18 protein-coding genes are annotated in these 23,411 nt (G+C 45.8%); 9 read left to right on the forward strand and 9 right to left on the reverse strand.

Annotated elements, in window-relative coordinates; all coding sequences use genetic code 11:
• Positions 1 to 49: 49 nt before the first annotated feature.
• Both mrcB and hrpB read right to left on the reverse strand, forming a co-directional pair.
• Positions 50 to 2,425, reverse strand: coding sequence for a penicillin-binding protein 1B (gene mrcB, locus NP165_RS10855; protein WP_257083980.1), 2,376 nt, complete (start codon positions 2,423 to 2,425; stop codon positions 50 to 52).
• Positions 2,422 to 4,881, reverse strand: coding sequence for an ATP-dependent helicase HrpB (hrpB, locus tag NP165_RS10860; protein WP_257083981.1), 2,460 nt, complete (start codon positions 4,879 to 4,881; stop codon positions 2,422 to 2,424). Before hrpB ends, mrcB begins: the two co-directional genes overlap by 4 nt.
• Positions 4,882 to 4,935: 54 nt before the next feature.
• Here hrpB and sfsA point away from each other — a divergent pair, with 54 nt between their 5' ends.
• From sfsA to panC, 7 genes are all read left to right on the forward strand, one after another.
• A complete protein-coding gene (sfsA, locus tag NP165_RS10865; RefSeq protein ID WP_257083982.1) occupies positions 4,936 to 5,649 on the forward strand; it encodes a DNA/RNA nuclease SfsA in 714 nt (237 codons plus the stop codon).
• 139 nt (positions 5,650 to 5,788) lie between these two features.
• On the forward strand, positions 5,789 to 6,235 hold the full coding sequence (dksA, locus tag NP165_RS10870; RefSeq protein WP_257083983.1) for an RNA polymerase-binding protein DksA: 447 nt from the start codon (positions 5,789 to 5,791) through the stop codon (positions 6,233 to 6,235).
• A 72-nt stretch (positions 6,236 to 6,307) separates the two neighbouring features.
• A complete protein-coding gene (gluQRS, locus tag NP165_RS10875) occupies positions 6,308 to 7,198 on the forward strand; it encodes a tRNA glutamyl-Q(34) synthetase GluQRS (RefSeq protein WP_257083984.1) in 891 nt (296 codons plus the stop codon).
• A gap of 86 nt (positions 7,199 to 7,284) precedes the next feature.
• Positions 7,285 to 8,652, forward strand: coding sequence for a polynucleotide adenylyltransferase PcnB (gene pcnB, locus NP165_RS10880; protein WP_257083985.1), 1,368 nt, complete (start codon positions 7,285 to 7,287; stop codon positions 8,650 to 8,652).
• A complete protein-coding gene (folK, locus tag NP165_RS10885; RefSeq protein ID WP_257083986.1) occupies positions 8,649 to 9,134 on the forward strand; it encodes a 2-amino-4-hydroxy-6-hydroxymethyldihydropteridine diphosphokinase in 486 nt (161 codons plus the stop codon). Before pcnB ends, folK begins: the two co-directional genes overlap by 4 nt.
• 23 nt (positions 9,135 to 9,157) lie before the next feature.
• Entirely contained in the window at positions 9,158 to 9,952 is a 795-nt protein-coding gene (panB, locus tag NP165_RS10890; RefSeq protein ID WP_257083987.1) for a 3-methyl-2-oxobutanoate hydroxymethyltransferase, read from the forward strand.
• Between the two features lie 13 nt (positions 9,953 to 9,965).
• Positions 9,966 to 10,865 carry a pantoate--beta-alanine ligase gene (panC, locus tag NP165_RS10895; RefSeq protein WP_257083988.1) on the forward strand — a complete coding sequence of 300 codons (900 nt, stop codon included), beginning with the start codon at positions 9,966 to 9,968 and terminating at the stop codon, positions 10,863 to 10,865.
• A 68-nt stretch (positions 10,866 to 10,933) separates the two neighbouring features.
• Here the strand turns inward: panC and NP165_RS10900 are convergent, their stop codons facing one another.
• From NP165_RS10900 to NP165_RS10910, 3 genes are all read right to left on the reverse strand, one after another.
• Complete coding sequence (locus NP165_RS10900) at positions 10,934 to 11,704, reverse strand: ABC transporter permease (RefSeq protein WP_257083989.1); 771 nt, start codon at positions 11,702 to 11,704, stop codon at positions 10,934 to 10,936.
• Positions 11,705 to 12,619, reverse strand: coding sequence for an ABC transporter ATP-binding protein (locus tag NP165_RS10905; RefSeq protein WP_257083990.1), 915 nt, complete (start codon positions 12,617 to 12,619; stop codon positions 11,705 to 11,707).
• Positions 12,620 to 12,838: 219 nt separating this feature from the next.
• Positions 12,839 to 14,509 carry a SulP family inorganic anion transporter gene (locus NP165_RS10910; protein ID WP_257083991.1) on the reverse strand — a complete coding sequence of 557 codons (1,671 nt, stop codon included), beginning with the start codon at positions 14,507 to 14,509 and terminating at the stop codon, positions 12,839 to 12,841.
• A gap of 282 nt (positions 14,510 to 14,791) precedes the next feature.
• Here NP165_RS10910 and can point away from each other — a divergent pair, with 282 nt between their 5' ends.
• Positions 14,792 to 15,460, forward strand: a complete 669-nt coding sequence (gene can / locus NP165_RS10915) for a carbonate dehydratase (RefSeq protein WP_257083992.1) — start codon at positions 14,792 to 14,794, stop codon at positions 15,458 to 15,460.
• Between the two features lie 90 nt (positions 15,461 to 15,550).
• On the opposite strand, the gene hpt is transcribed toward can, so the two are convergent.
• On the reverse strand, positions 15,551 to 16,081 hold the full coding sequence (gene hpt / locus NP165_RS10920; protein WP_257083993.1) for a hypoxanthine phosphoribosyltransferase: 531 nt from the start codon (positions 16,079 to 16,081) through the stop codon (positions 15,551 to 15,553).
• A gap of 300 nt (positions 16,082 to 16,381) precedes the next feature.
• Between hpt and NP165_RS10925 the strand changes: the two genes are divergently transcribed.
• Positions 16,382 to 16,996, forward strand: a complete 615-nt coding sequence (locus NP165_RS10925; RefSeq protein WP_257083994.1) for a LuxR/HapR/OpaR family quorum-sensing transcriptional regulator — start codon at positions 16,382 to 16,384, stop codon at positions 16,994 to 16,996.
• A gap of 124 nt (positions 16,997 to 17,120) precedes the next feature.
• Here the strand turns inward: NP165_RS10925 and lpdA are convergent, their stop codons facing one another.
• The 3 genes from lpdA to aceE form a co-directional block, all read right to left on the reverse strand.
• Positions 17,121 to 18,551 carry a dihydrolipoyl dehydrogenase gene (gene lpdA / locus NP165_RS10930; RefSeq protein WP_257083995.1) on the reverse strand — a complete coding sequence of 477 codons (1,431 nt, stop codon included), beginning with the start codon at positions 18,549 to 18,551 and terminating at the stop codon, positions 17,121 to 17,123.
• A 266-nt stretch (positions 18,552 to 18,817) separates the two neighbouring features.
• Complete coding sequence (gene aceF / locus NP165_RS10935; RefSeq protein ID WP_257083996.1) at positions 18,818 to 20,713, reverse strand: pyruvate dehydrogenase complex dihydrolipoyllysine-residue acetyltransferase; 1,896 nt, start codon at positions 20,711 to 20,713, stop codon at positions 18,818 to 18,820.
• Between the two features lie 19 nt (positions 20,714 to 20,732).
• Positions 20,733 to 23,396 (reverse strand): pyruvate dehydrogenase (acetyl-transferring), homodimeric type, encoded by a 2,664-nt coding sequence (gene aceE / locus NP165_RS10940; protein ID WP_257083997.1) that lies wholly within the window; start codon positions 23,394 to 23,396, stop codon positions 20,733 to 20,735.
• Between the last annotated feature and the right edge of the window lie 15 nt (positions 23,397 to 23,411).

A 23,411-nucleotide genomic window follows, 5' to 3' on the forward strand; every position in this document is an offset into this window, starting at 1 on the left:
TGTTGCTTTTCTGGGTGTTAGCTTATCTATATGTGGCCAAAAGAGCGAGTTACCAAGTGAACATTTTTTTCAACCAACCGACAGGATCGTTCTCACAACGCTTTTTGAATTGGTTATTAACATCCCATACTGGCAACTTAAATGCACTCTGACAGCTCAGCTCTAAACTACCATGCGACGATTGAGCAAAGCCTACGGTACTCACACCTTTAGGCCATGGTAGCGTCAACTTTTCTGGGATTCGATGTTGCAGATACTCGGAATAAACACGCAACGCACCACTTGAACCCGTTAATTTAATCGATTTATTGTCATCACGCCCGAGCCAAACAGTAGTCACTTCCCGACCATCTACACCAACAAACCAGCTGTCTCGCGTGTCGTTACTTGTACCCGTTTTCCCAGCAAGCGCGGCCCAGCCAAACTTCTGGTTCAAGTGCCTGCCAGTTCCCTCTAACACGCCTCGCTTCATCGCGTACGTCGTCAGCCATGCCGCTTGTTGATCAACGGCTTGAGAAACATGAGGTAAAGACTGGAACAACACGTTTCCGTCGAGATCAATCACCGAACGTAACGCGGATAAAGGAGCACGACGCCCAGAGTTGGTCAGCGTTTGATACATTTGCGCCACTTGGAATGGTGTCAGTGTAAACGAACCAAGTAACATAGAAGGAACAGGTTTAATTTCACTTCTATCGACGCCAAGTTTTTCTAACGTATCAACGACACTTGGGATACCCAATTGCATACCCAATTGTACGGTTGGAACATTATAAGACTTAGCCAAGGCGAGATAGAGAGGCACTTCACCGCGGAACTTACGATCGTAGTTACGAGGAGACCAAACCGTTCCTTGGCTACCTTTCAGACTTATTGGTTTATCTTGCAAAGTGGTGGCTAAGTTGTACTTTTCAGGCTGCTGAAGTGCAGTTAAGTAAATAGCTGGTTTTGCCAATGAACCAATTTGTCGACTCGCGTTGAGTGCACGGTTGAAACCATCATAGCCGGTACGCTTTCCCCCCACCATGGCACGAATTTCACCTGTGTGGCGATCAACGGCAATCGCAGCGCCTTCTAGCGATTGGCCAGCAACTTTTGCTAATTCTGGAATCTTGCTCGCAATGGCATTTTCTAACTCTTGCTGTGAGACAGGATCAAGCGAAGTAAACACTCTGAAACCACTGTCCGACTGGAACGCGCCGCCCACTTTTTCTTTCAATTCAATTTCTAACTGTTGAAAGTAAGAAGGCTGTCTGCTGGCAATTCTAGGGTTCTTCTGAATATCCAGCGGACGACTTGCCGCATTTTCAAATTGATCAGACGTTAAAATTCCCTGCTGCATCATCAGGCGAAGCACTAAGTCGCGGCGATCTCTTGCACGTTCAGGGTAGCGAATCGGGTTGTAGTAAGAAGGCCCCTTCACCATACCGACAAGCATAGCCAATTGATCGATGCGCAGTTCTTGAATTGGCTGGCCGAAATAGAGTCGCGACGCTAAGCCGAAACCATGGATGGCTTCACCACCGCTTTGGCCTAGGTAAACCTCATTTAGGTATCCTTCTAAAATACGATCTTTGCTATAACGATAGTCAATGATCAACGCAATATAAGCTTCGCGAAGTTTACGCCACAAGGTTCTTTCACTGGATAGAAAAATGTTTTTCGCCAGCTGCTGGGTTAAGGTACTGCCACCCTGTACGGTTCGTCCCGCTTTCACATTCGCAACAAGTGCTCGCGCAATGGCCAAAGGAGAAACGCCATCGTGCTGATAAAAGTCTCTATCTTCTGTCGCAAGTAGTGCATCAACCATCGTTTCTGGAAACTGCTCTCGACGAAGGAACAATCGCTGTTCATCTTTGCCTTGCTCCAACATACCCAACATCTTTGGTTCTATACGCAGGTAACCAAGATCACCTCGTTTTTCTAGCGACTGGACTCGTTTCAAACCACTTTGGTCAAAATGCAGCATGATATGACGATCAGGTTCTGGGCCATCAGCAAACTCAAATGGGCGTCGAATCAGCTCAATCTTCGTGGATGAAGACGAGTACTCACCTGGATAGCGAGGTTGACTCACCTTACGATAGTTCAGAACATCAAGCTCATTACGCACTTCTTTAATCGAAATAGTGTCACCTGGCGCAAGGTTTAGAATTCTCGCGTAAACGACCGTCGGTAAAGAAAACAGTTGGCCTTCAAAGCGCTGTTTCACAACACTGTCTAGGTAAATACCCACAAATACCAATATGGCAAACACCGCCAAGCTCACCTTCCAGCTGATTCCCCAAAGCGTCTTTAACCAATGACGTTGGTTAGGCTTTTTAGGCGAGCGTTTTGGCGCTGTTGCTCTACGCTTACGAGCGGGCTTACTGGCAGATTTCGTTGTCTGAGATTTATTGCCAGTGGAAGTCGTTTTTTTTGTCATGAGTTTAACTGTCGTTTCGTTTTAGTGGTTGCCACGTGGCTTGCTGGATCATCGGGCCATACATGTTTCGGATAACGGCCTTTCATTTCTTTCTGCACTTCTTTATATGCGCCATTCCAGAAACTCGCCAAATCACGGGTCACTTGGAGTGGCCTTTGTGCGGGAGATAGTAGCTCCAACACCAAGGTTTTTCGACCTTGTGCAATAGATGGCGAACTTTGTTCACCAAACATCTCTTGCATCCGCACAGACAAAACCGGTTCTTGGCCTTGCTGATAACGGATCTTTTTCTTAGAGCCTGTTGGAACCTGATAATGTGTAGGTAACCATTGTTCGATCTCTTGATTCAACGGCCAACCGATGTACGCCATCATCGCCTCAACCAAATTGACTGAGTTCAGCCCTTTTACCGAGCGAACTCCTGTCAGGTAAGGCTCTAGCCAAAGTTCTAAGTTGCTAAGCAATGCCTTTTCATCAAGACCTGGCCATGATTGCTCTGGAAGCCAATCCGCCGCACAACGGAGTCGCTCCAATGTTTCTAGGCTTTGTGGTGTCCAATTTAATACTGAAAGTCCCTTCCGGTGAACGAAATTGAGTAAAGCTTTCGTCATTTTTTCGCCAACTGGTTCTGGAAGAGCGTGTCTGGCGAGGATTAATCGCCCGATTTTCTCCTGACGCTCGGCAATCAGCCTACCCTTTGATTCATCCCAATCGACCACTTCCTCTTGGGTTATGAGGTTCGGGCTAAATCGATCCAAAAGCCCAATATCAAACTCCGCCGCCAAGAATATCATTGCAGAATCGGAACGACCGCGCATCAAATCCACGACAACCAAATAATCGCTGCTCGCAAGGCGCTCTGTTTCTTGCATTTCTGCGCCATGGCCATTGGCCAGTAAAAATCGGCCATGTTGCTTACTTCTCGCTTGAGCGATCCGGTCAGGAAATGCGGATGCAAGCAACCCAGAAACAATGGACTCATCAACCGCTTGAGGAGAAAACTGACCGCCCATTTTTTTCATTAAGTGCTGCGCACGCTGCAACACCACTTTTTGCTTACTGTGTTTACCTTGGTTAAAGCGGTGAACGCTATGAAGAAAATCCGTTGTATTTCGCTCGGTCTCTTCAAGCAAAGCGGCAACCAAAACAGCGGTATTTGTGCAGTCCAAAGACTCTGCACGCGCTAGCATCGCGGCTGTCCTAGGTTCAACTCCCAGCGATATCGCCAGTCGGCCAGAATCCGTCAATTGATGGTGGCGATTCATTAAACCAAGAGATTGAAGAAGCGATCTTGCCTGATTAACAGCACTAAGCGGGGGTACATCTAGCCACTTTAAATCACTAGGTTCATTCGCGCCCCATTGGGCAAGTTCAAGCGATAAACCAGCCAGATCTGAATGGAGAATTTCAGGCTGAGGAACCTCTGCCAACTGACTAAACTGACTTTCACTGAACAAGCGCACACAAATGCCTGACTCAATACGACCAGCACGACCTGCCCTCTGCACCGCCGATGATTTTGCGATACGAACTTGCTCTAAACGAGTCACGCCCGTTTTTAAATCGAACCTCGCAACACGCTCCAAACCAGAGTCCACCACAAGGCGAATACCTTCAATCGTCAACGAGGTTTCCGCAATGTTGGTGGCCAGAACAATCTTTCTTTTTCCTGACATCGGAGGCTGAATAGCGGCTTGTTGCTGCTCGAACGTTAGCTGACCATAGAGCGGACAGACTTGTATGTCGTCAGCTAAATCTTGCAACCTTTCTTGAACGCGCTTAATCGCCGCGACGCCAGGTAAGAAAGCCAACAAAGAGCCGCTTTCTGTTGTCATCAAGCGGGTTATTTGTCGGCTCATTAGATCTTCTAAATGTTCATTCGCTTTAACGGCGTGATAGCGGTATTCAACAGGAAAGCTACGTCCTTGTGACTCAACATAGCGCGCATCTGGCAAGAGTGAACACAAAGCCTGCTCATCGAGTGTGGCAGACATGACCACCAGCTTGAGATCATCACGAAGGGCTTCTTGTATTTCGAGGCAGAAAGCCAATGCGGTATCCGCGTGAATACTACGTTCGTGAAATTCATCAAAGATCACCATATCCACTCCTGACAATTCAGGGTCAGACTGAATCATGCGAGTTAATATGCCTTCTGTCACAATTTCCAGTTTGGTGTCACGGCTCACTTTCGTATCACCGCGAACACGATATCCCACCTTCTGGCCAACAGGCTCACCAAGCTGCTGAGCCAAATAACGCGCAATATTTCTTGCCGCCAATCGCCTAGGCTCAAGCATGATTATTTTGCCTTCCACCACATTCTCTTGAAGTAGTTTTAATGGAAAGTAAGTCGACTTACCGGCACCCGGTGCAGCTTTTAGAATGAGCTGAGCATCAGAACGCACGCCAGAGAGAAGCTCCGGCATGACGCCTTCAATAGGCAATTGTGACAATGGGAAAACCTTATGGTGTAATGATGCAAATATTGTACATAAATCCAGTGCCAAATGAAGTTTGAACCCAGATTAGAATCCGCAACGCTAATAAAACGATACAAACGATTTTTAGCAGACATTACGCTACCGGATGGCAGCGAACGTACTATCCACTGTGCGAATACAGGTGCAATGACAGGCTGCGCAGAGCCCGGTAATACGGTGTGGTATTCAACATCTGACAACCCGAAAAGGAAGTATCCCAATAGCTGGGAGCTGAGTGAAACCAAAGATGGCCATAGCATCTGTATCAATACAGCAAGAGCAAACCAATTAGCAGTAGAAGCCATTCAGTCACAAGTGATTGAAGAGCTTAACGGATATGATCAACTTCAAACTGAAGTTAAATATGGGAGTGAAAATAGTAGGATTGATATCTTGCTCAACTCAAAAAATAAGCCAAGCTGCTATATAGAAGTCAAAAGTGTGACTTTATTGGATGTCAATATTGAAGGTCAAGGCTACTTTCCTGATGCTGTAACAACGCGGGGGCAAAAGCACCTAAGAGAGCTCTCAGAAATGGCACAAAATGGAAGCCGGGCTGTACTTTTATTTGCTGTTTTACATTCGGGTATTGAAAAAGTCTCAGCGGCACACCATATAGACGCGACATATTCACAATTACTGAAAAAAGCACAAGAGCAAGGAGTGGAAGTTCTCTGCTACAAAGCCGAACTTTCTGATTCTGAGATGAGGCTCGTCAAGGCAATTGAATTTATCAATTAGCGCTAAAAGTGACGAGACCTCCACATTGACGACAAGTTTGCAATACAGAGTTTGCCTCGCTAAGTTCTTTTTGCTATAGATACCCGCCTTAAAATAGACTGCTGAGTTCAGTTGACTAGGTGTTAGTAGGAGATGCTGCATGCCAGAATCAAAGAAAAAAGCGCTAGGCATCCTAGCCATCGCAGGGGTTGAGCCATATCAAGAGAAAGCTGGTGAAGAGTACATGTCACCAGATCAATTGGCTCATTTTACTAAAATTTTAACAGCTTGGCGCAACCAGCTTAGGGAAGAAGTTGAGCGTACTGTTCACCACATGCAGGACGAAGCAGCTAATTTCCCTGATCCAGTTGACCGTGCTTCTCAGGAAGAAGAGTTTAGTCTTGAGCTTCGTAACCGTGACCGTGAGCGTCGCCTAATTAAGAAGATCGAGAAAACATTAGACAAGATCGAAGAAGACGATTTTGGCTTCTGTGAATCATGTGGTATTGAAATTGGCATTCGCCGCCTAGAGGCGCGCCCAACTGCCGATCTTTGTATCGACTGTAAGACACTTGCAGAGATCAAAGAAAAACAGATGCAAGGTTAATAACCTGCTTTGCATTAAAGAGAAAGGGAGCTTTGGCTCCCTTTTTGGTTTAATAAGATTCATGAAATTGCTATGAGTTACATCGGACGCTTCGCTCCTTCGCCGTCAGGGCCACTCCATTTTGGTTCGCTAGTCGCGGCTCTGGGCAGCTATTTTCAAGCCAAAGCCAAAAACGGTAAGTGGCTAGTACGTATCGAAGATCTGGATCCGCCTCGTGAAATGCCGGGTGCTTCCGAGCTGATTTTAAAAACTTTGGAAGCATATCAACTGCACTGGGATGGTGACGTTGTGTATCAAAGCCAACGTCACGATCTCTATCAGTCTCAAATAGATACGTGGCTCAAGTCCGGTCAGGCTTATTACTGCCAATGCACCCGAAAACAGATAAAAGATTCGGGTGGTTTTTACACAGGTACGTGCCGAGATCGACACCTGTCAGATTCAGGTAACAACGCGATTCGCTTAAAAATGACCGCGCCGGTTTATCAGTTCGATGATCAAAAACATGGCCTGCTAGAGATCCCTGCCTCTTTAGCAGATGAAGATTTTATTATAAAACGCCGAGATGGCTTATATGCCTACAACCTTGCGGTAGTATTGGATGATATCGAACAAGGCGTTACTGAAGTGGTACGCGGTGCGGATCTCATTGAGCCCACAGGCCGACAAATAAGCCTGTATAAAATGTTATCTAAACAGCCAGTTAGCTATCTTCATTTACCGCTGGCATTAGGTGATAATGGGCAAAAATTGTCCAAACAGAATCATGCTCCGGCGATCGATAACAGCAACCCTAAGCCTGCATTACTTGATGCGATGCGTTTCCTAGGCTTTGAAATAGCTAAGGATATCGAGCAGTTAGACATCTCAGAGATCATCGCATGGGGCGTAAAAACATGGCAGCTACAGCAGCTACCCGACTCCACCGAGATCACACCAAGATTCTCAAACAGCTCGCTGTAAGCTATTATTAGCCGCAAATTCGCCTTAATAGGCACCAAATTAGCCTGAAGCAAGGTTGGTTTTCACCATATTATTGCCAGAAGCACATGAATAAAAACGACTATACACCAAGCGAAACAAACATATACCCAGAGCTATCTCTGAATGTCATAACTCGCCAAGAGCATAATATCTCTCGCAAACAGATCAGCGATAATGCATTGAAGGTGCTATACAGACTTCATGGTGCAGGCTTTGATGCGTATCTTGTTGGTGGTGGAGTACGCGATTTATTACTCAGCCAGCACCCTAAAGATTTTGATATTGCGACCAACGCAACGCCAGAGCAAATTCGCCACCTCTTTAAAAACTGTCGCTTAATCGGCCGACGTTTTAGACTGGCTCATATCATGTTCGGTCGCGATATTATCGAAGTAGCCACTTTCCGAGGTCATCACCAAGAGTCGAGTAAGAATGTCTCTCAGCAGTCTAAAGAAGGCATGTTGCTGCGTGATAATGTCTACGGCACCATTGACGAAGATGCCGAGCGTCGTGACTTTACGATCAATGCGATGTACTACAGCATCGCAGACTACTCGATCCACGACTATGCAGGTGGCATAGAAGATCTGCAAGACAAGCTTGTCCGCTTAATCGGCGATCCTGAAACTCGTTACCGTGAGGATCCGGTGCGCATGCTGCGTGCCATTCGTTTCGCCGTTAAACTCGATTTCGATATTGAAGAAGAGACAGCAGCGCCTATCGAAGAAATGGCGCTCCTTCTACGAGATATTCCACCAGCGCGCCTGTATGAAGAATCTCTAAAAATGCTGCAGTCAGGTCACGGATTAGAAACCTACCACCTGATGCGTGAGTACAATTTGTTCCAGCAGCTATTCCCAACCATTGCTGAGTTTTTCACTGAAGATTACTCATCAAACACTGAACAGATGCTGGATGTAGTTCTTGACGCCACCGACCAACGCATTGAGGAAGGCAAACGCATTAATCCTGCGTTTATGTTTGCGGCAATGCTTTGGTATCCTCTGCAAGAAAAAGCAGAATGGCTAATGGAGAAACACAACTTCTCCTATTACGATGCCGTTATGGAAGCGAGCAATATCATACTAGATGAGCAAGTTCGTACCATTGCGATCCCTCGTCGTCACACCGCGACTATCCGCGAGATTTGGCAACTTCAGCTGCGACTGCCTCGTCGCAATGGTAAACGCGCATTCCGTCTGATGGAGCTGAATAAGTTCCGAGCAGGCTATGACTTTTTAGAGATGCGCGGTGAAATTGAAGGTGGAGAGACCACCCAGCTCGCTAAGTGGTGGAATACTTTCCAATCTGCTGGCCGAAATATGCGCCAAGCGATGGTTGCCGATATTGATGGACCAACATCAAGCTCAGGCACACCGAAGAAACGTCGCCGCAAAAACTTTCGTAAGAGCAAACCAAAGGCAACATCATGATCACGGTATTTATTGCTGTAGGAAGTAACCTGTCTGATCCTGTTGGGCAGACAAAAAATGCCATTGAAGCATTAAAGTGCTTACCTAAATCTGAGTTTATTCAAAGCTCTAGTCTATACAGTAGCACGCCTATGGGACCGCAAGATCAGCCTGACTACATCAATGCTGTTGTCGAAATACAAACAGAATTAACGCCACTTGAACTGCTCGACTGCACACAAGCTACCGAGTTGGAGCAAGGGCGCGTCCGCAAAGAAGAGCGCTGGGGCCCAAGAACCTTAGATCTAGATATTATTCTTTACGGCAATGAGGTGATTGATTCAGAGCGTCTGGTCGTTCCGCATTATGGAATGAAAGAGCGCGAATTTGTGCTCTACCCGCTTGCTGAAATCGCACCAAATTTAACCCTCCCATGCGGGAGCAGGCTAGAAGACTTGCTGAAAGTCGTAGATAAGAATGGCCTGACCATTTGGCAATCATAGCCAACTCCTTAAAAGGAAAAATCATGAAAAAAATGTCCATCAACGACCTGATGAAATGGAAGCAGGAAGGTCGTAAATTTGCAACTTCTACTGCTTACGATGCGAGCTTTGCACAGCTATTTGAAAGTCAGGAGATGCCTGTACTTTTAGTCGGTGACTCTTTAGGTATGGTCCTACAAGGGACGCGAGACACTCTGCCTGTCACGGTAGAAGACATCGCCTACCATACGCGCTGCGTTCGTGCTGGTAGCCCTAATTGCCTACTGATGGCTGATATGCCCTTTATGAGCTATGCAACACCAGAGCAAGCTTGTGAAAATGCGGCTCACCTAATGCGTGCAGGCGCAAACATGGTAAAAATTGAAGGCGGCGACTGGCTGGTTGAGACGGTTAAAATGCTAACAGAGCGTGCCGTTCCTGTCTGTGCCCACCTAGGCTTAACACCACAATCGGTGAATATCTTTGGTGGATTTAAAGTGCAAGGCCGCGACAAAGAAAAAGCCGATCGCATGGTAAGTGATGCACTGGCGCTGCAGGAAGCTGGCGCTCAAATCATCTTACTTGAGTGTATCCCTCAAGAATTGGCAGCGCGTATTACCGAAGTGTGTGATGTACCTGTTATTGGCATTGGCGCAGGTAACGTAACCGATGGTCAAATTTTGGTTATGCACGATATGTTTGGTATCTCGGCTAACTACATGCCTAAGTTCTCTAAGAACTTCCTCGCTGAAACAGGCGATATGCGTGCAGCAGTCGCTAAATACAAAGCGGATGTAGAAAGCGGCGCTTTCCCAGACGAATCACATACGATTGCCTAAGGACACTATACTCATGCAGACTTTTGCTGAAATTTCGGCTCTCCGCGAGCAGATCAAACAGTACAAACGTGAAGGTCGCAAGATCGCTTTTGTTCCGACCATGGGCAACTTGCACGAAGGCCATTTAACGCTCGTTCGCAAAGCTCGAGAGCATGCAGACATTGTGGTTGTGAGTATCTTCGTCAACCCTATGCAATTTGATCGCGCTGACGATCTCAACAACTATCCGCGTACACTGGAAGACGACCTGGCGAAATTAAATGGTGAAGCTGTTGAGTTGGTGTTTACGCCGACTCCTGAAATCATCTATCCAGAAGGTTTAGACAAACAAACATTCGTGGACGTCCCTGGGCTTTCGACCATTTTAGAAGGCGCTTCTCGCCCAGGTCACTTCCGAGGTGTGTCTACGATAGTGACGAAGCTATTCAATATTGTTCAGCCAGACGTTGCCTGCTTTGGCGAGAAAGACTTCCAGCAACTTGCTGTCATTCGTAAGATGACAGAAGATTTAGCTATGGATATCGAGATCATTGGTGTCCCAACTGTCCGTGAAATGGATGGCTTAGCGATGAGTTCTCGCAATGGTCTGCTCACCCTTGATGAGCGTCAACGAGCGCCTGTGCTAGCTCGCACCATGCGCTGGATTAGCAGTGCTATGCGTGGTGGACGCGATGACTACGCTTCAGTCATTGAAGACGCAAGCGACCAGCTAAGAGCTGCGGGTTTACATCCAGATGAAATCTTTATCCGCGATGCTCGCACTCTGCAAGCCATTACCGCTGACACAGCACAAGCAGTGATTCTTATGTCTGCTTTCTTGGGTAAAGCTCGTTTAATAGATAACCAAGTCGTCGACATGATTATCGAGACGAAAGAGAGTGATGACTCTGAGCCTTCTTCAGCGGACGCTTAATGAATACAAACTAAAAAGGGTTGGCACTTTTGCCAACCCTTTTTTATACCTATCTTTATAATCGTTACTTAAGAACGCAAACCGATGCCGCGTGATACCAAGTAATGCGCAAGCAAATACAGCACGACAACAAACGCCCCTAATACACCAAAAGAGGTCACAATACCTACGTCTGATACGCCTAAGAAACCATATCTAAAAGCATTCACCATATAGACGATTGGGTTAATTTTAGATACCCCTTGCCAAAACTCCGGCAATAAGCTGATTGAGTAGAATACCCCACCCAAGTAAGTTAAAGGCGTTAGAACAAAAGTCGGTACGATAGAGATATCATCAAATGTTTTTGCGTATACCGCGTTAATTAAACCACCTAGAGCGAATACAACCGACGTCAGAAATACGGTCGCGAAAATGATACCCCAGTGATCAACTTGTAGGTCGACAAACAGCAATGAAACACATGTCACAAGCGCACCTACTAATAGGCCCCTCGCAACACCTCCCATGACATAACCTGCAATAATCACATAGTTAGGTACAGGAGCGACCAGCAATTCTTCGATATTTTTTTGCAACTTAGCACTGAAAAAAGACGAAGCGACGTTTGAATACGAGTTGGTTATCACTGACATCATAATCAAACCAGGAACAATGTATTCCATGTAGCTAAACCCATTCATTTCACCGATTCTGGAACCGATAAGGTTACCGAAAATGATGAAATACAGCGTCATCGTAATGGCAGGTGGAACCAATGTTTGCACCCAAATACGAGTAAAGCGAGTGATTTCTTTACCCAGCAAGCTGCGAAATGCAGTCCAATAAATACGGTACATTTACTTGCTCCCCTCTCTAACGATACTCACAAACAGTTCTTCTAAGCGGTTTGCTTTGTTTCTCATGGACAGCACCTTGATTCCCTGCTCACTCAGTTGGCTGAAAATACCATTGAGACCTTTGGTTTTCTCAATTTCAATCTCTAATGAGCCAGATTCCATTCGTTGGCTAACGACACCTTCCAGTGTTGGTTCGACAGCCCCGTCTTCAAGATCAAGAATAAACGTTTCGACTTGCAGCTTACTCAACAGATCTTTCATCGTCGTGTTTTCGATCAACTCACCTTTATTGATGATACCGATATTACGGCACAGCATTTCAGCTTCTTCTAGATAGTGAGTGGTCAGAATAATGGTAATACCTTGTTGGTTGATCTCTTTTAGGAACTGCCACATCGAGCGACGCAGTTCGATATCCACACCTGCGGTCGGCTCATCTAGAATCAGTAGCTTAGGTTCGTGCATCAAAGCGCGTGCAATCATTAAACGGCGTTTCATACCGCCAGATAGGTTTCTTGAACGCTCATTACGCTTTTCCCATAGGTCCAGCTTGTTGAGGTACTTTTCAGCACGTTCTTTAGCAAGTGCTTTAGGAACACCATAGTAACCGGCCTGCTGCATAACGATCTGTTCAACCGTTTCAAACTGGTTAAAGTTAAACTCTTGAGGAACCAAGCCTAGGTTTTGCTTAGCCAGTTCTAGCTCGTTATCGATGTCGTGTCCGAAAACGGTGACTTTGCCTGATGTCTTGTTGACGAGTGACGAAATCACCCCAATCGTGGTTGATTTACCTGCGCCATTTGGCCCAAGTAACGCATAGAAATCTCCTTTTTCAACGTTTAAGCTCACTCCTTTTAGAGCTTCAAAACCACCTGCATAGGTCTTGCGTAGCTGTTCTATTTCTAAAGCGTACATACTTTCTTTGCCGTGCTGAATCGTGAATGCCGATTAGTCTATCGTCAGGCAAAGTTGATTACAATTAAACCTTTCCATTTTTTTAGAAATATTGATATTTAAAATAAGTTACCGAAAACACAAGCCAAATACGTATCAAATCTCGATGGATAAATTTCAGCTTGCAATGAAAAAACGCCCCAGATTACTCTGAGGCGTTTCCAACTTTATTGCGCTTATTTATACCGCTTGGAATTGATGTTCATCACTGTCTACATGCTTGATTGCGGCTTTAAGTGCTTCGTAACGGAACTTAAAGGTATTTTCGTCAGGGACCAAATCAATCACATGGAATTTGTCTAACTGCTGCCGTGTATTTTCATTCGGGCAAAGCAAGTAAACCTGACATTTGGCATCCAGCGCATCTTTGATGGCGTTTTCCAATGCCAAACCTACCGTCACATCAATCATCGGTACATCCGTTAAATCGAGGATCATTACTTCGTAATCTGAAATACTGGTGTGTTGACGTGAGATCGCTTTCGATACACTGAAGATCATCGGCCCAGAAAGATAGAAGAACAATACTTTGCTTCTTGCTCTATCGAGTAGTGCCCTTTCACTATCAGTTAAAGGAACATCATCATCGTCTGCATCACTGATTGCTTTCACTTGACGCGCTTGTTCACGGCTGAGACGTTCAATCACAATAATATTAGAGATGAATACACCCAGACCCACCGCGACAATCAAATCGACAAACACTGTCAGAAGCATTACGCCGTACATGATCACCATGCCTTGAACACTGACCTTATGAGCACGCTGGATGAAACTCCAATCAAGAATATTAAAACCAACGTAAACAGCAATACCAGCCAATACCGCCATAGGGATTGGTTCGGTCAGCCCACCAGCCACTAATACGACTAGCGCTAACATAAGTGCGCGAACCACACCAGACAATGGTGAGCGAGCACCCACTTGAATGTTGGTCACTGTCCCCATGGTCGCACCAGCACCAGGCAGTGCACCAAACAGACCAGAAATCATGTTCGCCAATCCCTGACCACGCAGCTCTTTATCTGAATCGTGTTCTTTTCGAGTCAGTGAGTCACCAATTACCGCAGTCAGTAGTGTATCAATACAGCCCAAAGTGCCGAGAACCAGTGCATCAATCAGCATCTCAGTGAACATTTCAGCATTGATTTGAGGAATCACCAAAGATGGCAATCCAGCAGGAATTTCTCCGATACGGCGAATCGTATCCATATCAAAGAAGATCACAGACAGCAAAGTCACGACAACCAAAGCCACTAACTGTGCTGGCACGTATTTACGGTATTGCTTAGGGAAAAGAAACAGAATTCCGAGCGTCAGCAAGCCTAAGAAAAGCTCGCTAAACTTCAAATTAGCGACCGTGTCTGGCAGTGCAGATAGCGTTCCAGTCACGCCTCCTGAAGGCGCAGCATGACCAAGTAGAGGCGATAACTGTAGGATGATAAGAATAACGCCAATGCCCGACATGAAACCGGAAACAACGCTGTATGGCATTAAAGTGACATACTTTCCGAGCTTTAGCGTACCCAGCAAGATCTGAAATGCCCCTGCCATCATGACTACGGTAAAAGTCATGGCCATACCACTTTCAGGGTACTTTGCCATCATACTGGTGAGTACCGCTGTCATAATCACCGTCATAGGGCCTGTAGGCTCAGAGATTAGCGTATTGGAACCACCAAATAGTGAAGCGAAAAAGCCCACCATAATCGCGCCCCAAAGGCCTGCTTCTGCACCCGCTCCCGATGCAACCCCAAATGCCAAGGCAAGAGGTAGCGAGATTATTGCGGTTGTCACACCGCCAAACAGATCTCCTTTGAGATTGATATCTTCAAAACGACTTCCGAACACAACTCAACTCCACATTACAAACTTACCTAATACAACACGAAATGCTTCTAACAGCATCGAACTGCTGAGATATACCAAACTTTAACAAACATCACGAAGTTGACATAAGTGTTAATCAACCAACATGAACATTGTTTATAACAATTAGTTAGGATAGCCGCTAAGTTTATGTTTTTTGATGCTCAAACACGTCAGATGAGTACCTTTTTCTACACTTTTTACGGGAAGGAAATTGTAACATTGTGTATAGTGATGAAAGTATTTCTAAGGACTGCCAACAAAATGCCAGAAATTAAACAGCTATTTGAAAACAATTCGAAATGGTCTGAGTCCATTAAAGCGGAACGACCTGAATACTTTGCCAAACTGGAAGAAGGGCAAAATCCGGAGTTCTTGTGGATTGGTTGTTCAGACAGTCGAGTACCCGCAGAGCGTCTGACGGGGCTTTATTCAGGTGAATTATTTGTTCATCGGAATGTGGCTAACCAAGTTATTCATACCGACCTAAACTGCTTGTCTGTTGTGCAATACGCTGTCGATGTTTTAAAAGTAAAACACATCATTGTCTGCGGTCACTATGGGTGTGGCGGTGTTAATGCAGCGATTGATAATCCGCAACTTGGTCTAATTAATAACTGGCTTTTGCATATTCGCGATCTTTACTTTAAACATCGTAAATACTTAGATGACATGCCAGCAGAAGATCGAACGGATAAACTCGGAGAGATCAACGTAGCAGAACAAGTGTATAACCTTGGTAACTCTACGATCATGCAAAACGCATGGGAAAGAGGGCAAGATGTGGAAATACACGGTGTTGTATACGGAATTGGTGATGGTAAGCTCGAATATTTAGGTGTTCGCTCTACCTCACGTGAAAGTGTCGAGACTTCATACCAAAAAGCGATGGAAGAGATCCTTAATCCAGAACACAAGCTGCTTTGTCGTTAATTCTGACTCGCTGACTACACATGTAAAAAAGCGCTCACTAAACCGTGAGCGCTTTTTTTGTATCTTTCATCAAGTCAAAACCAGTAAGGTTTATTCCTGAGGGATCACTTTGCCAATGAACGGTAAATGACGGTATTTCTGCGCGTAGTCGATACCTACACCCACAACGAACTCGTCTGGAATCGCAAAACCAATCCAATCAACCGGGACTTCTATTTCACGACGTGAAGGCTTATCCAGTAACGTACAAATCGCAATGGATTTAGGCTCACGCAGAGACAGGATCTCTTTGATTTTGTTCAGCGTATTACCCGTATCAATAATGTCTTCTACAAGCAGTACATCTTTGCCTTTGATATCATCATCCAAGTCTTTCAGGATACGAACGTCACGAGAGCTCTCCATTGTGTTGCCGTAGCTAGAAGCCGTCATGAAATCCACTTGGTGAGTCAGTTCGATGTTACGCGCTAAATCTGCCAAAAAAACAAATGAGCCACGTAATAGTCCAACTAGAACCAGATCTTCACTACCTTCGTAATGAGCTGTGATTTGTTTTCCAAGTTCACGTACGCGTTCCTGAACCTCTTGCTCAGAAATCATTACTTCTATTGTATGTTTCATACTAATCTCGTTTGTCGCGTTGCCTAGTACCTACCAACAGTGTAGATACTAGCTGATGATAATGAGCGCATAGTGTACCACTGCTAAAGAACAAGGAAAAAGTCTCATGCATCAGAATTAACACAACAGATATACAACGCAGATGAGATTGGACGCGTATATTAACAATTGTGGTTATAAATTGACCTTAAAACGTTGACCTTATCCATATGCACCATTACACTCATAAGGCTGTATAAAAATTACAAAATACTAAATAAGGGCAAAGCCCACACCAACTCAATTGGCAAGGATATTGAAATGGACTCTATAGCTAAAAGGCCGCGTACGCGCCTGTCTCCACAAAAGAGAAAGCAGCAACTAATGGAAATTTCATTAGAAGTGTTTGCTCGCAGAGGTATTGGCCGTGGTGGTCATGCGGATATTGCTGAAATTGCTCAAGTTTCAGTAGCAACAGTATTCAACTATTTCCCAACTCGCGAAGACTTAGTCGATGATGTACTCAACCACGTCGTCAGGCAGTTTTCTAACTTCCTTTCAGACAATATCGATCTAGATCTTCACGCAAAAGAAAACCTAGCAAATCTAACATCAGCGATGGTTGAACTTGTCGTGAATGATTGTCACTGGCTGAAAGTATGGTTTGAGTGGAGCGCATCAACGCGCGATGAAGTTTGGCCACTGTTTGTATCAACAAACCGCACCAATCAGCTTCTGGTACAGAACATGTTCATAAAGGCCATTGAGCGTGGTGAGGTTTGTGATCTGCACGATCCATCTGATCTTGCGACTCTGTTCCACGGCATGTGCTATTCACTGTTTATTCAGGCAAACCGTACACAAGATCCAGAAGCATTGGCGACCCTCACCCAAAGCTACTTGGATATGCTATGCATCTATAAACGCGATCATTAATTGAGAATGCGTGAAAGTAAGGCTGATGGTAAACATCGGCCTTTTTTATTGCCTGTGGTTATACGAATTTCACGCACAAAAAAACCGCTGAATAGTCAGCGGTTTTTTTAAGCTTCAAGAAAAATTACTTTTTCTTCTTAACTGCTTTTTTGTTTGGAAGGTCAGTGATTGAACCTTCAAATACTTCAGCAGCTAGACCTACAGACTCGTGTAGAGTTGGGTGAGCGTGGATAGTCAGAGCAATATCTTCTGCATCACAACCCATCTCGATCGCTAGACCGATTTCACCTAGTAGTTCACCACCGTTAGTACCAACGATAGCACCACCGATTACGCGATGAGTTTCTTTGTCGAAGATTAGCTTAGTCATACCGTCTGCACAGTCAGATGCGATTGCACGACCTGATGCTGCCCACGGGAATGTTGCCACTTCGTACTTGATGCCTTCTTCTTTCGCTTCTTTCTCAGTCTTACCAACCCAAGCCACTTCTGGCTCAGTGTACGCGATTGAAGGAATAACTTTAGGGTCGAAGTAGTGCTTCTTACCAGAGATAACTTCAGCAGCTACGTGACCTTCGTGCACACCTTTGTGAGCAAGCATTGGTTGGCCAACGATGTCACCGATAGCGAAGATGTGAGGAACGTTAGTACGCATTTGCTTATCAACGTTGATGAAGCCGCGCTCGTCGATTTCTAGACCCGCTTTTTCACCGTCGATTAGCTTACCGTTTGGTACACGACCGATAGCAACTAGAACAGCATCGTAGCGCTCTGCTTCTGCAGGTGCTTTCTTGCCTTCCATTGAAACGTAGATACCGTCTTCTTTCGCTTCAACTGCTGTTACTTTCGTTTCTAGCATTAGCTTGAACTTGTCTTTGATACGCTTGGTGTAAACCTTAACGATATCTTTGTCTGCCGCAGGAATTACCTGGTCAAACATCTCAACAACTTCAACTTTAGAACCTAGAGAGTGGTAAACCGTACCCATTTCTAGACCGATGATACCACCACCCATGATAAGCAGTTTTTCTGGCACTTCTTTCAGTTCAAGAGCGTCAGTAGAGTCCCAAATACGTGGGTCTTCATGCGGGATAAATGGCAGTTTGATTGGACGAGAACCAGCTGCAACGATCGCGTTTTCAAAGTTTACAACTGTTGACTCACCTTCACCTTCAACAAGGATAGAGTTAGGACCAGTAAACTTACCGTAACCGCTAACAACAGTCACGTTACGCATCTTAGCCATGCCACTTAGGCCGCCAGTTAGTTGGTTAACAACTTTTTCTTTCCAGATACGGATCTTGTTGATGTCTGTTTGCGGCTCGCCGAATACAACGCCGTGATCAGCCATCGCTTTCGCTTCTTCGATAACTTTAGAAACGTGTAGAAGTGCTTTAGATGGGATACAACCCACGTTCAGACACACACCACCTAGAGTGCTGTAACGTTCAACAAGTACAGTTTCAAGACCTAAGTCTGCACAACGGAAGGCAGCGGAGTAACCAGCAGGACCAGAACCAAGTACAACAACTTGGGCTTTAATTTCTTTGCTCATTTTGACCTCTTGTAGTCATTATCCCTAACAGGCTGAGTGGGTATCAATTTTTATGTTTAAGAGTTATTCGTTATAAACAGTTATTTTCAGACCGCCAACAGTTTACAGAGATGTTAATGGTGTGAAAAGTAAATCAATTTAGCCTGTGAGCTAGACAACAATTCAATTGTGAAAACCCTGTAGAGACTAAGGGAGATAATCAAATTGTCGGTAATTATTATTAGTAGAGGCGGCTAAATGGCCGCCTCTCATTCATCTATTCTCGATTAAAGAACTAGACGACGAATGTCAGATAGACATGCGTTTAGGTAAGTGATGAAGCGCGCACCTTCAGCACCATCGATCACACGGTGGTCGTATGATAGAGACAGTGGAAGCTGTAGACGCGGTTCGAACTCTTTACCGTTCCATACAGGTTTCATCTCTGACTTAGACACACCTAGGATACCAACTTCTGGCGCGTTTACGATTGGAGTAAACGCAGTACCGCCGATACCACCTAGGCTAGAGATAGTGAAACAGCCACCTTGCATGTCAGCAGCAGTTAGCTTACCTGAACGTGCTTTCTTAGAAACAGCCATTAGCTCTTCAGATAGCTCGTAGATGCCTTTCTTGTTCACATCTTTAAATACAGGAACAACTAGACCGTTTGGCGTATCTACCGCGATACCGATGTTCACGTATTTCTTCAGAATTAGGCTCTCACCGTCTTCTGATAGAGAAGAGTTGAACGCTGGGAACGCTTCAAGAGCTTTAGCAGCCGCTTTCATGATGAACACAAGTGGAGTGATCTTCATACCAGTGTCTTTCTTCGCTTCAATCGCGTTTTGCTCTTTACGGAATGCTTCAAGAGCTGTGATGTCTGCGTTATCCCACTGTGTAACGTGCGGGATCATTACCCAGTTACGGTGTAGGTTAGCACCAGAGATCTTCTTAATGCGAGATAGCGGTTGAACTTCTGTCTCACCGAACTTGCTGAAGTCCACTTTTGGCCACGGTAGTAGACCAAGAGCTGCACCATCGCCTTTGCCAGATGCTGCTGCACCAGACTCAAGACGCTTAAGTGCTTCTTTCACGTAGTTCTGAACGTCTTCTTTCAGGATACGGCTCTTACGACCAGTACCTTTAACCTTAGATAGGTTTACGCCGAACTCACGAGCTAGACGACGAACAACTGGAGACGCGTGAGCGTACTCGTTGTTTTCTTGGAAGTCGCCAGTCGCTGCTGGAGCTGCTGCCGCTGGAGCTTCTGCTTTAGGAGCCGTTGCTGCAGGTGCTGCTGCTTGAGCTGGAGCCGCTACTGCTACAGGCGCTGCGCCTGCAACCTCGAATACCATGATTAGTGAGCCAGTAGACACTTTGTCGCCAGCTGCAATCTTGATTTCTTTAACAGTACCAGCGAATGGTGCAGGAACTTCCATAGAAGCTTTGTCACCTTCTACAGTGATTAGAGATTGCTCTTCTTCCACTGTATCGCCAACTGCAACCATGATTTCAGTAACTTCTACTTCGTCGCCACCGATATCTGGAACATTAACTTCTTTTGCCGCAGATGCTGCTGGAGCTGCCGCTGCTGGTGCTTCTACACGGTCCGACGCCTCGGCCGCAGGAGCTGCTGGAGCGCCTGAACCTGCAGTTTCGAATACCATGATTAGAGAGCCAGTCGATACTTTATCGCCTGCTGCTACTTTGATCTCTTTAAGAGTACCTGCGAATGGTGCAGGAACTTCCATAGAAGCTTTGTCGCCTTCTACAGTGATCAGAGATTGCTCTTCTTCGATGCTGTCGCCGATTGCTACCATGATTTCAGTAACTTCAACTTCGTCACCACCGATGTCTGGTACGTGAACTTCTTTCAGTTCTGCCGCTGCAGGAGCTGCTGGAGCTTCAACTGCTGGGGCTGCCGCAGGAGCCGCTTCTGCAGCGGCACCTTCAGCTTCGAAAATCATGATTAGAGAACCAGTAGAAACCTTGTCGCCTTCTGCAACTTTGATTTCTTTAACGATACCCGCTTGAGAAGCAGGAACTTCCATAGAAGCTTTATCGCCTTCAACAGTGATCAGAGACTGCTCTTCTTCAACCTTGTCGCCAACGCTTACAAGAATCTCAGTAACTTCAACCTCATCCGCACCGATGTCTGGTACATTAATTTCGATTGCCATTTCTTATCTACCTTCTTAATTAAGCGTATAGCGGGTTAGTTTTCTCAGTGTCGATGTCGAACTTCTTAATTGCTTCAGCAATTACAGACTTCTCAACTTCGCCACGTTTCGCTAGTTCAGTTAGCGCTGCTACTACTACGTAACCTGCGTTCACTTCGAAGTGACGACGTAGGTTTTCACGGCTGTCTGAGCGACCGAAGCCATCAGTACCAAGAACTTTGAAAGACTCAGCAGGAATGAATGCACGAACCTGCTCTGCGTAGTTCTTCATGTAGTCAGTTGCTGCGATAGCTGGCTCAGTACCCATTACAGTTTGGATGTAAGGAACTTGCGCTTCCGCTTCTGGGTGTAGCATGTTGTAACGCTCTGCTGCTTGACCGTCACGAGTTACTTCGTTGAATGACGTTACAGAGTAAACGTCAGATGCAACACCGTACTCATCGCTTAGGATTTGAGCGGCTTTACGTACTTCGTTCATGATAGTACCAGAGCTCATTAGCTGCACTTTACCTTTAGAACCAGTGTAAGTTTCTAGCTTGTAGATACCCTTACGGATGCCTTCTTCAGCGCCTTCTGGCATTGCTGGCATTGCGTAGTTCTCGTTCATTAACGTTAGGTAGTAGAACACGTTCTCTTGTTCTGGACCGTACATGCGACGGATACCGTCTTGCATGATTACCGCTACTTCGTACGCGAATGTTGGGTCGTAAGAGATACAGTTAGGAACCGTACCCGCCATGATGTGCGAGTGACCGTCTTCGTGCTGCAGACCTTCACCGTTCAGCGTTGTACGACCAGCAGTAGCACCTAGTAGGAAACCACGAGCTTGTTGGTCACCAGCCATCCACGCCATGTCGCCAACACGTTGGAAGCCGAACATTGAGTAGTAGATGTAGAACGGGATCATTGGTAGGTCGTTTGTCGAGTATGAAGTCGCTGCTGCAACCCATGAAGACATAGCACCTAGCTCGTTGATACCTTCTTGTAGAACCTGACCTGACGTTGCTTCTTTGTAGTAAGAAACGATGTCGCGGTCTTGTGGTGTGTAGTTCTGGCCGTGCGGGTTGTAAATACCGATTTGACGGAACAGACCTTCCATACCGAATGTACGCGCTTCGTCAGCAATGATCGGAACGATGTTCTGACCAACGCTCTTGTTCTTAAGTAGAACGTTCAGTGCACGTACGAATGCCATAGTAGAAGAGATATCACGTTTCTGCTCTTCTAGTAGAGGCTTAAATTCTTCTAGCTCAGGAACCACTAGGTCTTGAGTGAAGTTTGGCAGACGCTGTGGCGTGTAGCCGTGTAGCGCTTTACGACGAGCGTGTAGGTATTCGTACTCTTTTGAACCTTCTTCAAGTTGCAGGTACGGAAGCTCTTTCACTGCTTCGTCAGTTAGAATGTCTTGAAGACCTAGACGATCACGTAGGTGTAGTACGTGAGTCATATCCATCTTCTTAACTTGGTGCGCGATGTTCTTACCTTCAGCCGCTTCACCCATGCCGTAACCTTTAACAGTTTTAGCTAGGATTACTGTTGGACGACCTTTAGTGTCTGCCGCGTTCTTGTATGCAGCGTATAGCTTAGAAGACTCGTGACCACCACGCTTAAGTGCGAAGATTTCGTCGTCAGTCATGTCAGCAACGAGTGCAGCTGTCTCAGGGTACTTACCGAAGAAGTGCTCACGTACGTACGCGCCATCTTTCGCTTTGAACGTTTGGTAATCGCCATCGATTGTTTCGTTCATAAGCTGTAGAAGCTTACCAGTTGTGTCTTTAGCTAGTAGAGAATCCCAGTTGTTACCCCAGATTACTTTCACTACGTTCCAGCCAGCACCTTTGAACAGACCTTCAAGTTCTTGAATGATCTTACCGTTACCCATTACAGGGCCGTCTAGACGCTGTAGGTTACAGTTGATTAGGAAACATAGGTTGTCTAGCTTCTCACGCGCAGCGAAAGAGATAGCACCGCGTGATTCTGGCTCATCCATCTCACCGTCACCTAGGAACGCGTATACGCGCTGCTCAGAAGTATCTTTCAGACCACGGCCTTCAAGGTACTTAAGGAAACGAGCTTGGTAGATCGCAGAGATCGGACCTAGACCCATAGATACAGTAGGGAACTGCCAGAATTCAGGCATTAGTTTAGGGTGCGGGTACGATGGGATACCTTTACCATCTACTTCTTGACGGAAGTTGTCTAGCTGCTCTTCAGTTAGACGGCCTTCAACGAACGCACGAGCGTAGATACCCGGTGAGATGTGACCTTGGTAGTACACTAAGTCGCCACCGTCCTTCTCGTTTGGTGCACGGAAGAAGTGGTTGAAACATGTTTCGTAGAATGCAGCAGAAGACTGGAAAGACGCCATGTGGCCGCCTAGTTCTAGGTCTTTCTTCGATGCACGCAATACAATCATTACTGCGTTCCAACGAATGATTGCGCGAATACGGCGCTCTAGCGTTGTATCACCAGGGTAAGCTGGTTCTTGATCTGCTGGAATCGTGTTGATGTAGTTCGTGTTGATTCCAGTTGGCATGTCAACACCGTCTAGACGTGCTTTATCTAGAACTTGCTCAAGTAGGAACTGAGCACGCTCTACGCCTTCTTCACGTACAACTGACTCAAGTGCTTGTAGCCAATCTTGAGTTTCCAGTGCATCTACGTCATGCTTCATATCAGACATGGCGATCTATCCTTC

It is taken from the genome of Vibrio japonicus (genome assembly GCF_024582835.1).
Classification (GTDB): Bacteria; Pseudomonadota; Gammaproteobacteria; order Enterobacterales; family Vibrionaceae; genus Vibrio; species Vibrio japonicus.